Origin of the sequence: Sorangium sp. So ce1153 (genome assembly GCF_051521595.1) — a bacterium.
GTDB lineage: Bacteria > Myxococcota_A > Polyangia > Polyangiales > Polyangiaceae > Sorangium.
On the sequence record NZ_CP150361.1, the window covers coordinates 2,313,774 to 2,328,263 of the forward strand.

Sequence of the window (14,490 nt, forward strand, 5' to 3'; positions counted from 1 at the left end):
CGCGCCGCTCGCGTCCTGGCGCTCACCGTCACGCGGGATCTGAACTCCTGTTCAGCGGCCACGCGACCACGCGACCGTCTCGCCGTCCGCTCAACAACCGACTCGCATTCTACGCGTGAACGGCCCAGCTATCAAGTTCAAAGAACTGCCCTTAAAGCTCCTGTGCATCCGGCTGCGGATCGCCCGCGGCCTGGCGATCGGAGGAGCGAATGGAGAGGGAGACAGCGCTGGTTGATGAGCGCACCGCGTCCGTCAACGGCATCGAGATGCACTACGAGCTCCGCGGCGAAGGGACGCCGCTCGTGTTGCTCCACGGCTTCACCGGGGCGAGCGGCGACTGGGCGCACGTGTTCGATCTGGCGGAGCTGGGGCGCGATCACGCGGTCATCGCGCCCGACCTGCGCGGCCACGGCCGGTCGAACAACCCGGCTGGCTCCCTGACCATCCGCCAGTGCGCCCTCGACGTCTTTGCCCTCCTCGACGAGCTCGGGGTGAAGACCTTCCGGGCCGTGGGGCTCAGCCTCGGCGCCAAGTGCCTCCTGCACCTCGCCACGCAGCAGCCGCATCGCGTCGAGTCGATGGTGCTCGTGTCCGCGACTCCGTATTTCCCCGAGCAGGCCAGGGTGCTCATGCGCCACGTCTCCGGCGAGGGCCGGACGGAGGCGGAGTGGGAGGAGATGAGGAGCCGCCACAGGCTCGGCGACGCGCAGATCCAGGCGCTGTGGCGGCAGCCGCGGCTCTTCGCGGCAAGCCACGACGACATGAGCTTCACGCCCCCCCACCTGTCGACCATCACGGCGCGGACGATGATCGTGAACGGCGACCGCGATCCCCTCTATCCAGCCGAGCTCGCGCTGGAGATGCACCGCGCGATCCCGCGCTCTTGCCTGTGGCTCCTGCCGAACAGCGGGCACACTCCCGTCTTCGGCGAGTGGAAGGAGCCGTTCGCCCGCGCCGCGCTGGCCTTCTTGCACGGCGAGCAGGGCGAGCAGGCGGCGGCCCGGCGGTAGCGCGTCTGGCTCGGAGCGGCTCGCTAGGGCTCGGCGCAGCGGGCCGCGACGTACCGGCCGTTCGGGTCGCTGTCCGGGAGCAGAGGGCCCACCGCGGAGAGCTCGAAGGTGACCGAGGTCGGCTCGACCGCCGTGATGGTGAGCCTGCCGAAGCCCGTGTCGCCGCCCCCGGAGGCGGCCCCCGTGGTGCTGCAATCCGCGCGAGAGGACATCTCGAAGAACGAGAGGTCGCCGCTCGCCATGTCCACCTCGCCCACGACGAGCATCGACTCGGGCATGCGGAGCTCGAGATCCCACCAGACGCCGCACGGCTCGAACGTGGGGTTCATGCCGGGATCGCGGCAGGTCAGGGGCAGCGTGGAGACCCGGATCGTCACGGTCGAGTCGCCATAGACGATCGCGCTCGGGCCCGGCGTGGGGCCGCCGGAGGTCGTCGTCGCGGGGTCGCCGGGGGTCGTCGGCGTGGGGCCGACCGACGTCGACACCGAGGGGTCGGCCCACGTCGTCGTCGAGCCCGGCTCGCTCGCGCCGCCCGCGCCGCCGGCTCCGCCCCCGCCGCCGTCCACGACCACAGCGGCGCCGCACGCGGCTTGAACCAGCAGCGCCAGCGAGCCGGCCGCCATCGAGAGTCGGTGAGGTGAGCGCATCATCGGTCGCATCGTACCGCCCGCCTGCGGCGGTTGTGTAGCCGGCGAGCGCCTGTCGGCCTGCGCGCCCGCGCGGGATGGCGGACGCGGCCCTCCACGCGCCCCGGCAGCCGCCCCCACCGATAGAAATTCCTGCGGCCGGCCGCGAGGCGGCGTCGTGCGCTGCTACTGTGAATTTCTTCTATGGGCGGACGATGAGCTCCCGCGCCCTCTGCGTCGACCGACGTTGACCGGCGTTGTGCGCCGTCCCTCTGCGTCGACCGACGTCGACAGCGCCGGCGCGGGGTGGTTGACGGCGCCCGCGCGGGGTGGTCGACAGCGCCCGCGCGGGATGGCTGATGATGATGATGATGGCCTGCGCAGGACCCGCGGGCGTGGCCGCGGCTTCACTGTGCGGCGCGCGTGTGTGCTACCATCGACCACAGCACGTCCTGGTCGCCACTGCCGCATGCCGGAGCGCGCTGCGCGGAGCTCTCATGAACGCACCCGTCGTCGAAGGAGAGGTGATCGCCGGCAAGTACCGGGTCGATCGCGTCGTGGGCCGGGGCGGCATGGGGATGGTGGTCGCGGCCAGCCACCTGTTCCTCCCGCAGCGGGTCGCGATCAAGCTCCTCCTCAGCGACGACAGCCCGGCGCTCGTGCAGCGGTTTCTCCGCGAGGCGCGCGCGGCGGCGCGCCTCAAGGGCGAGCACGTCGTGCGGGTGCTCGACGTCGGCGAGCTCGAGTCGGGCGTCCCGTACATCGTGATGGAGTTCCTGGAGGGCGAAGATCTGTCCGACGTGGTCCGCGCGCGCGGCCAGCTCGACGTCGCGGAGGCGGCCGATTACGTGCTGCAGGCGTGCGTGGCGATGGCCGAGGCGCACGTCGCGGGCATCGTGCACCGCGATCTCAAGCCGGCGAACCTCTTCCTCACGACGGCGCCCGGCGGGGCGAAGCTCATCAAGGTGCTCGACTTCGGCATCTCGAAGGAGATGCCGAGCGGCGGTGAGGGCGGCGGCGCGTCGCTGACGCAGACGCGCGAGGTGCTCGGCTCGCCCATCTACATGCCGCCGGAGCAGATGCGTTCGTCGCGCTCCGTCGACGCCCGCTCCGACATCTGGGCGCTCGGCGCGATCCTCTACCGCGTGCTCGTCGGGCGGCCGCCGTTCGAGGCGCCGGCGCTCGCCGAGCTCGTGCTGCAGGTCGCGAGCGCGGAGCCGGTCCCGCCCAGCGCGCTCCGGAGCGACCTGCCCCTCGAGCTGGAGGGCGTGATCCTCCACTGCCTCCAGAAGGACCCAGCCCGGCGGCCGCAGACCGTCGCCGACCTGGCGCTCGCGCTGGCGCCCTTCGCGCCGGCGGGCGGGCAGGAGCGCGCGGAGCGCGCCGCGCGCATCCTCAACGCGCCGCCCGCGACGCCGTCCCGGCCCACCAGCGCCTCCGTGCCGGCGCCGAGGCCCGGGCCGGACAGCAGCCCGAGCGCCACGTCGGCGCCGACGGTGAGCCTCCTGCCCACGACGCGGGGGCTCGCGCGGACGCCCGCGCAGGCGACGTCCCGCAGGACGACCCTCCGCGTGGCGATCGGAGCGGCCGCGACGGCCGCGCTGGCGCTCGCGATCTGGGGCGCGGTCGCGCTGCGCGACGGCGCGCCGGAGGAGCGCCCGGCGCTGCACGCCGCCGCGGTGGTCCCGCCGGCGCCGGCGCCGCAGGACGACGCGGACGCCCGGCGCGCGGGGCAGGGAAGGGCAGGGGGCGAGGCAGACCCGCCTATCGCGCAGGAGCCACGGCCGGTGGTCGAGGTGGCCGCGCCGCTGCCATCGGTCTCCCCGGACCACGCGCCGACCGGCGAGGCGGCGCGCCTCGCGCCGCCGCCGCAGCAGCGCCGGCGTGCGCCTGCGGCCTCGAGCGCGCCGAGCGCCGATCCGGCGCCCGCGAGGGGGCCGTCGTCGTCCGAGGCCCGGAATCCCTTCGAGATCCAGCTCAAATGAGATAGGGATCACCGGTCTCCGACCGACTGCACCTCTCTTGACCGGATCACGGACGAGGCATCGATGCGTTCACGTAGGCTGGCGTCCTCGGTCGCCCTCTCGGCGCTGACCACGGCCGCCGGCGCCGCTGCGCAGCCCGCCGCGCCGAGCCAGCCCACGCCGCCGGCCTCCGCGCCGAGCCAGCCCACGCCGCCCGTCCAGGCGCCTCCGGCGTCGCTCGCCGAGACGCTCACCGGCACGGCGAGGGCCGATTACGAGCTCGGCAAGAGCCTCTTTGGCAATGGCGACTTCGCCAACGCGTTCATCAAGTTCCAGCACGCTTACGAGAGCTCGAAGGACGCGCGCCTCCTCTGGAACATGGTTGTCTGCACGTCGAGGATGCACCGGTATAGCCGGCTGCTCGCCCTGGTGGAGGAGCTGAGGCGGGAGGATCGCGGCGTCCTGCTCCCGGACGACTGGGCGCAGATCGCCGACCTCGAGCGGAACGCCAGGGGCCTTGTCGGCCACCTGGACTTCGCGGTGAGCGAGCGCGGCGCGGAGGTGGCGATCGACGGCGAGCCCGTCGGACAGACGCCGCTCTCGGGCAAGGTGATCGTCGATTCCGGCACGAGGCGTATCCGTGTCTTCAAGCCGGGCTTCAAGGAGCATGTCGTCGTGGAGACCGTGGCCGCGGGAAAGGAGCTGCGCGTCGAGGTGCGGCTCTTGCCGCAGGTCCACGCCGGCAGGCTCTCGGTGCTCGCGTCGACGGGCGACAGCATCACGCTCGACGGCAAGGTCCTCGGCCAGGGGCGGTGGGACGGCGCCGTGCCGAGCGGTCGCCACGTGCTGCGGGTGACGGCGCCGGGGATGGTGCCGTATGCGTCGGAGATCCTGATCCAGGACGAGGCGCTGAGCAGCGTCCACGTCGGCCTGAAGCCGGTCGAGCGGGCCGGCGTGCCGGTGTGGGCGTGGGTCGGCGGCTCCGCGCTGGTCGTCACGGCGCTGGTCGTGGCCGGCGGCCTGCTGTTCCGGCCCGGGCCGGAGCCGCCGATCAAGGGCACCCTCGGGGAGACGCGCCCCACCGGGTTCGGAGGCCGCTGGTGAGGCGCTCCCTCGGGTCGTCCTTCGGGTCGATGGCGGCGCTCGCGATCGCCTCGGCAGGGTGCTCGGCGCCTGTCACGGGGGAGCTCATGGTGGCCATCCAGACGGACATGGCCGTGCCCAAGGATCTCGACCGCATCGAGCTCCAGGTCCTCTCCGGCGGCAACATCGTCATTCCCAGCACGCCCTTTCCGCTCGGTCCCGGCGAGTTCCAGCTCCCCGCGACACAGGGGCTCACGGTCTCCGAGGACCCGAGCCGTGAGATCAGCATCCGCGTGCGGGCGATGCTGGGCGACTGGACCCGCGTGACGCACACGGTGCTCACGACCGTCCCCGAGGGCCGCGTGGCGACGCTCTGGGTGCCGCTGCACTTCCTGTGCAGCGCGGAATCGCAGGACCAGGGCGAGGCGCGCGATGCCGGCCGTCCGGGCGCGTGTCCCGACGACCCCGCGTGCGCCGCCGGCGCGTGCGGGGAGCGCCGCGTGAGCTCGGCGAGCCTGCCCGATTACGTGGAGCGGGACGTCCTGCACCGCGCCTGCTTCGACGCCGCGACCTGCTTCGCGGGCGTGCCTCCGGTCGAGGCCGGCGGGATCGATGAGGAGGACTGCACCATCGCGGCGCGCGAAGGCGACGTGAACGTCGCGATCGCGACCGAGGGAGACGGGGGCTGCGGCGCTGCGGGCTGCTTCGTGCCGCTCGACGCGGAGAGCGAGCTCGGTTGGCGCAGGCGCGACGACGGGCGGATAGCGCTCCCGAGGGCGCTCTGCTCGTCCGGGCGGCTGGCCCGGCTCGGCGTGGTCGTCGCTCCGGTCACGCCGGCGTGCCCCCCGAAGCAGATCGGCGACCCGCTCTGCCCTGCGGACGAGCGCCGGCCAGTCGTCCTGGCCGCGCGGCAGCGGAGCCCGGGCTCGCTCGCGGTGAGCCAGGGCGGCGTGTTCTGGACCGAGCAGGGCACGCTGCGCGATGTGGGCGAGCCCAACGTCGACGGCGCCGTGAAGCGCGTCGCGGGCGCGGGGGGCGCGCCGGCGACGCTCGCGCCGGCGCAGGCGCTGCCGCGCCACCTCGCGCTCGGAGACAACGGCGAGGTCTTCTGGACGAACCGCGGGGTCGTCGGCGCGACCGCGACGGCGCTGATGCGATGGGTCCCCGGCGGCAAGGCTGAACCCCTGCTGGACGCGCAGCGGCTGGCGCAGCTCGACCCTTCGGGCAGCCTGGAGGCGCTCGCGACGAACGGCGATGTCCTGGTCTGGACGCAGCTCTCCGAGCACGGTGCGCCCGGTCGCGTGGGCTTCGCGGAGCTGGACATGCTGGACGCGCAGCGTGGGGCGACGCCTACAGAGCTCGTCGACGCCGACCGCGCCTACCGCATCGTCGCGGCAAACAACGTCGTTTGCTGGACCGATGTCGGCCCGGACAGCGCCGAGAACGAGGCCGCGGCGGGCTCGGTCCGGTGCGCGAAGGGCCGCTCGGTTCGCTCCGTGAGCGTGGGCGAGCGGAAGCCGTACGGGATCGCGCTCGACGCGGAGAACCCGAAGGAGGTGTTCTGGGTGAACCTCGAGGGCGAGGTCGTGCGGGCCCCGCTCGACGGCGGAGCGCGCGACGTGATCTTCCGGGACCTCGCCAGGCCTGGCCCGTACGGGATCGCGCTCGACGAGCACCGGGTGTACTGGACCAACCGTATCGAGGGCACGGTGAACATGCTGCCCCGCGACGCTCTTCCCGACAGCCCGTGCCGCGACGGCGCGTGCACGCTCGCCACGGGGCAGCTCAACCCGGGGGCGATCGTGGTCGACGCGGACGCGCTCTACTGGATCAACGAGGGGTCGCCCGTGGTGGGGTCGACGGGCAACGCCGATGGCGCCGTCGTGAGGCTCGCCAAGCCGCCGCCGCCATGAGCAGCGCGGCGGCCGCGCTGCCGCCTGGCGCCGCCGCGCCGGCCGCCCTGCAGCCACAGCCTCGCTCGTCGTCGGTCTCCGGGCCTGAGCCCCCGCCGCCCGCGTCCTCCGCGGGGCCCGCGGCCTCCCCCCCGCCCGCGCCGCCCTGCGACGACGACGAGACCTGGGATCGGTGGACGCAACCTCCGGCTTTGCACACCCCGCCGTCCTCGCACGGCACGTCGTCCGCCTTGCTCGGCGGCACGCACCTGCCGGTCTCCGGATCGCAGGTGCCGTCCTCGTGGCACTCGTCCGTCGCGGCGCAGGTGATCGCCTCGCCGGCGCATGTCCCTCCCCGGCAGATGTCATCCGTGGTGCAGGCATTCTCGTCATCGCAGGGCGCGTCGTCGTCGTCCGTCGCGACGCAGCTCCCCCCGACGCAGGTGTCGCCGATCGTGCAGGGATTCTCATCATTGCAGGCAGTGCCGGTGAGGAGCGAGCAGGTGCCGTCGGCGCTCGCGCCGGCCGCCACGGAGCACGCGTCGCAGGCGCCGAGATCACAGGCCGTGTCGCAGCAGACGCCGTCGGCACAGAACCCGCTCTGGCACTCGCACCGATCCGCGCACGGATCGCCCGGCCGGCCCAGGGTGAACCGCTCCACGGTCTGATACTCCACGCTCTGGTACTCTCCACCTGTGATCAGCACCGACCCGTCCTCGGCGATGTACGTCGCCTCGTGAAACGCGCGGGGCGCGCTGAGCTCCGGTACCGTGATCCATTGCTTGTCGTACGGGTTGTAGAGCTCTGCATCCGCGGTGAACGATTCGCCGTCGGGCCGCCCACCCGCGATGAACACGCAGCCGTTCGGGAGCCGCGTCGCCGTGTGCGCGTGACGAGATCCGTGCGTGGTCATCGAGCGGCCGAGCGAAAAGCTGTTGGTGGATGGATCGTAGATTTCCGTCACATCGGAATATCCGACCACGAGGACGCGCCCGTCCGGGAGCAGCGTTGCCGTGTGCAGGTACCGCTCGGATCCCGCCCTCATCGACGGCCCCCGGGTCCACGTGTCGCGCGCCGGATTGTAAAGCTCGGTGGTCCGCAGCCCGTCCCCGCGATAGCCGCCCACGACGAGGACCTCCCCCGTCGCGAGCAGCGTGGCGGTGTGCAGCGTGCGCGGCTCCTCGAGGGGCGCCGCCGCCACGAGCTCGCCGGTGCTCGGGTCGTAGCGGAAGACTGAGTCGTAGACCGCGACGTCGTCGCGATCGGCCCCACCGCCGACGATCAGCACATCGCCTGATTCCTCCCCGAGCCTGGTCAGGGTGTGGCGGTAGAGGTGGGCCGGCCGCTCCTCCCCGAGGGGGTGGATCAGGGGGAGCGTGCCCTCGACGACCCAGCTCATCGTGCGCGTGTCGTACACCTCGTACGTGGCGCGCGCCCCGTCGTTGTCCCCGCCGACCACGAGGACGCGGTCCTCGTCGAGCGCGATCGCGGCGTGGTCGGTGCGCGCCCGCTGCATGTCGCCTGTCGCGGGAGGGGTAGACCACGCGTTCTCCGCGGGATCGTAGAGCTCCGTGCTGTCGAGCCTGACGCCGTAGACGTCGGTTCCTCCCGTGACGAGCACGCGCCTTCCCAGCAGCGCCGCCGCGTGGCGGCTGCGGCGGGCCCCCATCGCCGGCGGTGGCGGCGACTGCCACTCCGGGTCGACGAGCACCTGCTCGCCCTCCGCATCGACGAACAGCTCGATCCGCGCCCCGCGCGCCGCGAGCCGCGCGCCGACCTCGCGGCCGCCCGCCCCGTACGCCGCCGGCGCCGTCACGCGGAGCCGCACCGCCCCTGCCACGTCGGCGATCTCGATCGCCCCGTCCCGCTCCGCCAGCGCGCCGCCCTGGACCTCCCATGCCGCCACGGGTGCCTCGCGCTGCACCGCCGCCGCGTCGAGCAGCAGCCACTCCTCGACGCCCGCCGGCGTCGCGGTCCAGAACGACGACCCGCCCGCGCGCCGGTAGATCACCGCGCGATCGGCGAGCATCGCCTCGCCTTCGGCCCCCACCTCGCGAACCCGGAGCGCCTCGCCCCCGTCGAGCGCGAAGAGGATCTCGCGGCTCCCGTCGCTCGGCAGCCGCGCCACCACGCCGCCGCGCCGCCGCGCGGCGGCCCGCTCGAGCCCGCCGCCGCTGCGGAGGAACCCCGGGCCGACGCTCAGCACGGCCGCGGCCTGGTCAGGGAAAGCGCTGCGCAGCGCCTCGTCCGGCGGAGGATCGGGCGCGGCGCACCCGGCGAGCGGCTGCAGTGAAGCGAGGAGCGCAGGCGCGGCGAACAGGACAACTAGGCTGCGGTGTACTGTCATGGCGAAAGTGGAAATAGAGTATGTTAGCGCACCCGCCGCCGCCTAGAGCCGCGCATCCGAACTCCGAGGCGGCGTATGCGAGCGCGCTCTCGGCCGCCTGGCGCCTCGTCAGCCAGGGGCACATTTGCGGTACGCAGGCGCTCAGGGTCGCCCGTCGCCGGCGCGCCCGATACCGACGCGCAGCACGACCTCGCCGGCGCCGAGGTCGACGCCGAGCAGCGCGGCATCGCCCGTGGCGAGCAGGAAGCGCAGCGCGCGCGGGGCGATCCGGAGCGGCGGCGACAGGTGCAGCGCGTCGCTCCCCTCGTCCACCCACGCGATCTGGCAGGCGTCGCCGGCGTCGAGCGCGAGCGCGAGGTGCGACGCCGAGAAGGCGTGCAGCACGGCGCGCCCGGGCAGCGCGATCCGCCGGGGAGGCGCGCCCGCCTCGCCGCGGCGGACGAGCGCGCGCCCGCCTGCCTCCAGGTGATCGCGCCCCACGGCGCGCGCCGACGGCGGCGCGCCGAGCCCGAGGTGCGCGAGCGCCTCGAACGCCTCGCGCTCCTCGAGCGTGGGGCCGAGCGGCTCGCCCAGGGCCGGCGCCGCGGCCGGCGCGGACCAGGCCGCGGTGATCGCGCGCGCCGCGGCCGCCTGCTCGGGGGTCGCGGCGGGGTGCACGGCCACGACGTTCCCCCGCGCGTCGAGCTCCTGCACGCCGCCGCCCTTGCCCACGAGCAACCGGCTGCCCCGGACCGCAAGGACGGCGTCGCCGAGGAGCTTGCCGAGGACGGCGCGCGCGCCGCCTTCGAGGCGCACGATCTCCTGGAAATCCACCGCGTACACCGCGTCGCCGGCGGCCACCGGGCGGCGCAGGTGGAGCGTGCTCGAGCCGCCGACCAGCGCGGTGTGCTGCGGCGGGACGAACGGCGCCGGGAAGAGCCGCTCGCGGAGCAGATCCGCGTCCTCGCCGGACGCGAGCCGCCGTACCGCGTCGATGATCGCCTCGCGGAGCTTCGCGTCGAGCGGATCGAGCCGGGCGCGGGCGGCGGGGGAGAGCGGCCCGACGTCCAGGAGATGGCGCCCGGCGCCCGCGAGCACCCGGTCGCTCGCCCCGGACTGGAGCGCGCGCTGGAGATCCTCGCCGTCGAAGCGGCCGAGCAGGAGCCGCGGGAGGAACTCGTGATCGGGCCGGCGCGCGAACGGGCCCGACCCCGCGCCGTACCATTCCAGGAGCCCTCTGGCCTTGCGCATGTCCGCGCCGGCCTGACGGATCCACGCCGCCGCCTCCATGACGTGCCAAGGGTCCAGGAGGCGATCGAGCGGAGCGCACCAGGGCCCCTTGAGGTTCGGTGGGATCGCCTTGCGCCATTCGCGCCGCGCGCGCTCGCCTTCCTCGCTGCTCCAGCGCGTCACGTCCTCGAGCGGCTCCGGTACGCCGTGCGCGGCGAGCCACTCGAGCAGCGCGCGCGGAACGCGCAGCTCGGCCCAGCCGCGCCATTGCTTCCAGTCGAGGCCCCGCCAGTAGATCGAACGGTTCTCCGGATAGAGGTCCACCCGGCCTACCGGCCCGCCCTCCGCCGCGAGCACGATCCCGAGTTGCGGCAGCCCGTGCGGCGCGCGGCCGCGCTCGTCGAAATAAGGCCTGTCCTCGCGGATCATGAGCGCCCCTCCGAGGGCCTTCAGCGCCGCCCGGCCGAGCTCGGCGAGGACGCGATCGTCGCCATCGACCACCTGGCCGCGGGACGCCGCCGCCAGCGCGCGCTGGAGGTCCTCGTTCCGGGGGGGATGGCCGTAAGGATAGGGATTGATGAAACGCACGGGCTCGTCTCGCTCCTCGCTCCGCGCCGATCTGCGCCGACGCCCGCGGCCCCCCTGCGGGCTGGGCCACGGTCCTGGGTGCGACCGCCCGGCGCGGTGAGATCGAGCTCATCGCCGCGGCGACGGGCGCTCCAGGCGAGACCGTGGGACCACCCCCACCCCAGGCCGCAGCGGTGCCGCACCGCCGCGGTCGAGTAGCTTCGCTCCAGGGTCACGACCAGGGGCCCCGGCAGCTCGAGCTCGTTGCCGTGACATGCCTTCATGCAGCCGCCGACCGTGAGGATCTTCGCCCCTTCGATCTTGGTCCGCATGCATGGATCGATGATCCCCTCGGCCACGGAGCCCATCGTCGGGTACGGGATCGGCAACGGGCTCGGCGCCGCGGGCGTCAGGCACACGCTGACGGCCATGCCGGTCATCTGGTGACCCGACTTCTCCGTGATCGTGTCCATGTGAAGGGCGGTGACCTTGGCCATGGCGCTCTCGAGCGTCTCACGGGGGGTGTCCCGTCCACAACGCGGATGTCAGCTCGTCAGCCCTGTCAGCGGCCCGGTGCAGTACTCAGGGTCTCCGAACGACTCCGTATCGACGCCCATCGACTGGAGCAGCGACACGAGCAGGTTGTTGTGCCCGACCTGCTTCTGCTGGGCGACGTAGCGGCCCGTCTTGAAGTGGCCGCCCGCGCTGCCCGCGAGGACATAGGGGATGTTCTGGCGCAGGTGGTTGCCGTCGGCGTGCTCGTTCGTCCAGAAGATCACCGTGTTGTCGAAGACCGAGCCGTTCCCCTCCGGCATGCTCTTCAGCTTCGCGATCAGGTACGCGACCTGCTCGGCGTAGAAGCGGCTGATCTTCATGAGCCGCTCGCGGTTCGCCGGGTCCGCATAGCCGTTGTGCGCCAGCGGGTGGTGGCCCTCGGTGATGTCCGGGCCGAGGAAGCTCAGCACCTTGGTCGTCGCCGAGTTCGTGAACTGGAGGGTCGCGACCCGCGTCAGATCGCAGGCGAGGGCCATCGCCATGAGATCCAGCTGGAGCCGCGTGACCTCGGGCATGTTGGCGACCTTGTCCGGGTCGATGTCCGGCGTCAGCGCCGGCTCCGCGCACGCCGCGGACGTCGGCGCCACGCCGCGGTCGAGGCGCGACGCGATGTCCTCCACCGACGCGAGGTGCCCCGCGAGCTTCTCCTGATCCGCGGCGCCGAGGCGCCTCTGCAGCCGCTTGTAGTCGGCGGCCACCTTGTCGAGCACCGCCCGGCGCTGCTCCGTCTTCCGCGTCGTCGCCTCCGGCGCGACGGAGAAGTCGGAGAAGAGGCGGTCGAACGCGGCATACGGGCTGTTCTCTGGCGGCAGCGGCTGCGCCGGGCCGCGGTACGAGATGCGCGCGCCCACGGTCGCCCCGTAGACGAGGACGCCGAGCTCCAGCGACAGGAACTTGGTCCTCGTGCCGATGTGGTTCGCGATCTCCTGGTCGACCGAGATGCCGTCGGCCCACCCGCACGACAGCCCGGCGTCGCCGGGGAAATCGCCCTCCTGCATCGGCCGCCCGGTCAGGCACTGGCCGGTGCCCTTCTGGTGCGCGTCGCCCGGCCCCACCAGCGCCGACAGCGCGCTCACGTTGCCGAGGACGAGCAGGTCCTCGTTGTGGTCCTTGAGCGGCGCCAGGATCGGCGACAGCTCCTCGCCGTTCTGGAGCCGCGAGGACGACGGCCAGAAGTCCGGCGGCACGGTGCCGTTCGGCGTGTAGAGGACGACGAAGCGCTTCGGGAACTCGGCCCCGAACGCGGCCCGCCCCGTCTGCTCCGACGCGGGGGCGAGCCGCTTCGAGCAGCCCATCGCCTCGAGGAACGGCAGCGCGAGCGCCGCGCCGCCGAGGCCGCGGAGCACGGCGCGGCGGCTGAGTCGAAACGGCTTCATCACGGCTCTCCTTCTGCGCCGTCTGCGGCGGCTCCTGCGTTGCTTCCTACGTTGATCAAGCGCCGGTAGCGGAACGCGTCGGTCTGGGTGAGCGCCACGAGCAGCGCCTTGATGTTGTACCCGGACGCCTCGAACGCCTGCGTCGCCTGCGAGATGCTGCAGCTGTCCGCGCTCTGCTCGGCGCGGCCGTGGCCGAAGCGGAACCACTGCTTCACCACGCACGCGCGCACCTGCTCGCTCTCCGCGAGCCGGTGCGCGAGCTCGACCGCCCCGTCGAACGGCCCGTCGATGTCGGTCTGCGTCAGCTCGCCGCTCGCGTCGATCGGGATGCCGTTCTCGGCGTCGCGCCAGCGCCCGAGCGCGTCGTAGTGCTCGAAGCCGAAGCCGATCGGGTCGAGCAGCGCGTGGCAGCTCTTGCAGCCCGGATCCGAGACGTGCTGCGAGAACTGCTCGCGGGTCGTCTTCGTCGGGTCGACCGTGGGCGGCTCCGGGACCACGTCCGGCGGCGGCGGCGGGATCTGGCAGAGCAGGCTCTGGCGCACGAACCGGCCGCGGTGGACCGGCGAGGACCGGTTCGGCTTCGCGTAGAGCGAGAGCAGCCCGGCGTGCGTCACGAAGCCGGCGCGCTGCGACGGATCGAGCGCGACCTCCTCGAACGCCTCGCCCCGCGGGCCGTCCTTGATGCCGTAGAACTCGGCGAGCTCCCGGTTCATCATCGAGTAGGGCGCCGTGAACAGCGTGCTCACGCTCGCGTCTTGCTCGAAGATCGCGTGGTCCAGGAACGCCTCGGTCTCGGCCTGGAACAGGCCGAGGAGCTCGTCGCGGTACTCGGGGTAGAGCTCCAGATCCTTCCCGCCCGCGGCGACCTCGTCGATCTTCGCGAGCCCGAGCCACTGGCGGTGGAAGTTCTTCACGGCCTCGCGCGCCCGCGGGTCCTCCAGCATGCGCCGCGCCTGCGCCTCGATCTCCGCGGCGGTGCCGAGCGCCCCCTGCTCGGCGGCGGCGAAGAGCGCGTCGTCGGGCATCGTGCCCCAGAGCAGGTACGAGAGCCGCGAGGCCACCTCGTACGAGCTGAGCGGCACGACGTCGGCCTCCACCGGATCGGGCATGCCGAGCTCGACGCGGTAGAGGAAGTGGGGCGACTGGAGCATCGCCTGGAGCGCGAGCTCGAGGCCGGTCGACGCGTCGTCCGGCGCGTCCCCGAGGGCGAGCCCGCGCTGGAAGAGCGCGACGAAGTCCTCGACCTCGTCCTCGGCGAGGGGCCGGCGGAACGCCCGCTTGCCGAGCGAGGCGATGAGCTCCGCGGCCTCGCCGCGGCAGGCCGCGCCCGCCGCGGCCTCGCGGCACGCGGGCAGCTCGCCGAGCAGCTTGCCCGCCGCGCGCGCGGCGACGGCCTCGGCCGCGGTCAAGTACTGCTCGGCGAGCAGCGGGCTCACCACGAGCGCCGCTGCCTGGTTGTTGAAGCCGAGCGACTCCTCTTCCGGCACGAAGCCCTGCGCAGGTCGGCTGTCGTCTCCGAGGAGGTCGAAGATCGTGTTGTCGTACTCCACGCGTGTCATCCGGCGGAGGGGTGACTCGCCGGGATCGATCGTGGTGCACAGCGGGCCCGTCGCCTCGCCGTCGTCGTCGTGCGCGGGCAGATCGCCGTACTGGCCTGTACAGGACGCGAGGAGGAGCAGGCCGATGGGCCAGCGGAGAGCTCGTGGTTCAGCCATGATGCCTCGTCAGCGAGTGCGCGCGGGGGCCGAGGGCGGGTGGGTCGTCCCCCTTCGTGCAGCGCGCGGCGCGTGATGCGCGCCCCCTCGCCATCTTCGAGGGAGCCTATTGCAGTCCGCTGCTCCGCGATAGGCGCCGCGCGAGC

General features: G+C 73.2%; 9 protein-coding genes and 1 pseudogene. 4 read left to right on the forward strand and 6 right to left on the reverse strand.

Going from position 1 to position 14,490, the window contains the following annotated elements; all coding sequences use genetic code 11:
• Positions 1-209: 209 nt before the first annotated feature.
• The gene (locus WME85_RS07950; RefSeq protein ID WP_437836692.1) at positions 210-1,010 is read left to right on the forward strand and encodes an alpha/beta fold hydrolase; all 801 of its coding nucleotides are present in this window, start codon (positions 210-212) and stop codon (positions 1,008-1,010) included.
• A gap of 23 nt (positions 1,011-1,033) precedes the next feature.
• On the opposite strand, the gene WME85_RS07955 is transcribed toward WME85_RS07950, so the two are convergent.
• Positions 1,034-1,660: a hypothetical protein gene (locus tag WME85_RS07955; protein WP_437836694.1), complete on the reverse strand. Its 627-nt coding sequence runs from the start codon at positions 1,658-1,660 to the stop codon at positions 1,034-1,036.
• 473 nt (positions 1,661-2,133) lie between these two features.
• On the opposite strand from WME85_RS07955, the gene WME85_RS07960 reads away from it, so the two are divergent.
• The 3 genes from WME85_RS07960 (at position 2,134) to WME85_RS07970 (ending at position 6,596) form a co-directional block, all read left to right on the forward strand.
• Entirely contained in the window at positions 2,134-3,621 is a 1,488-nt protein-coding gene (locus WME85_RS07960) for a protein kinase domain-containing protein (protein ID WP_437836696.1), read from the forward strand.
• A 63-nt stretch (positions 3,622-3,684) separates the two neighbouring features.
• Entirely contained in the window at positions 3,685-4,704 is a 1,020-nt protein-coding gene (locus WME85_RS07965; protein WP_437836698.1) for a PEGA domain-containing protein, read from the forward strand.
• Positions 4,701-6,596 (forward strand): hypothetical protein, encoded by a 1,896-nt coding sequence (locus tag WME85_RS07970; protein ID WP_437836700.1) that lies wholly within the window; start codon positions 4,701-4,703, stop codon positions 6,594-6,596. Before WME85_RS07965 ends, WME85_RS07970 begins: the two co-directional genes overlap by 4 nt.
• On the opposite strand, the gene WME85_RS07975 is transcribed toward WME85_RS07970, so the two are convergent.
• From WME85_RS07975 to WME85_RS07995, 5 genes and pseudogenes are all read right to left on the reverse strand, one after another.
• Positions 6,514-8,781 (reverse strand): kelch repeat-containing protein, encoded by a 2,268-nt coding sequence (locus tag WME85_RS07975; protein ID WP_437836702.1) that lies wholly within the window; start codon positions 8,779-8,781, stop codon positions 6,514-6,516. The genes WME85_RS07970 and WME85_RS07975 overlap by 83 nt on opposite strands.
• Positions 8,782-9,063: 282 nt before the next feature.
• Positions 9,064-10,719, reverse strand: a complete 1,656-nt coding sequence (locus tag WME85_RS07980; protein ID WP_437836703.1) for a hypothetical protein — start codon at positions 10,717-10,719, stop codon at positions 9,064-9,066.
• Between the two features lie 89 nt (positions 10,720-10,808).
• Positions 10,809-11,087: pseudogene (locus WME85_RS07985) on the reverse strand (DUF6531 domain-containing protein); the annotation flags it as partial.
• Between the two features lie 156 nt (positions 11,088-11,243).
• Positions 11,244-12,629, reverse strand: a complete 1,386-nt coding sequence (locus tag WME85_RS07990; RefSeq protein WP_437836705.1) for a DUF1552 domain-containing protein — start codon at positions 12,627-12,629, stop codon at positions 11,244-11,246.
• Entirely contained in the window at positions 12,629-14,344 is a 1,716-nt protein-coding gene (locus tag WME85_RS07995) for a DUF1592 domain-containing protein (RefSeq protein ID WP_437836708.1), read from the reverse strand. The genes WME85_RS07990 and WME85_RS07995 overlap by 1 nt, the downstream gene beginning before the upstream one ends.
• Positions 14,345-14,490: the final 146 nt, after the last annotated feature.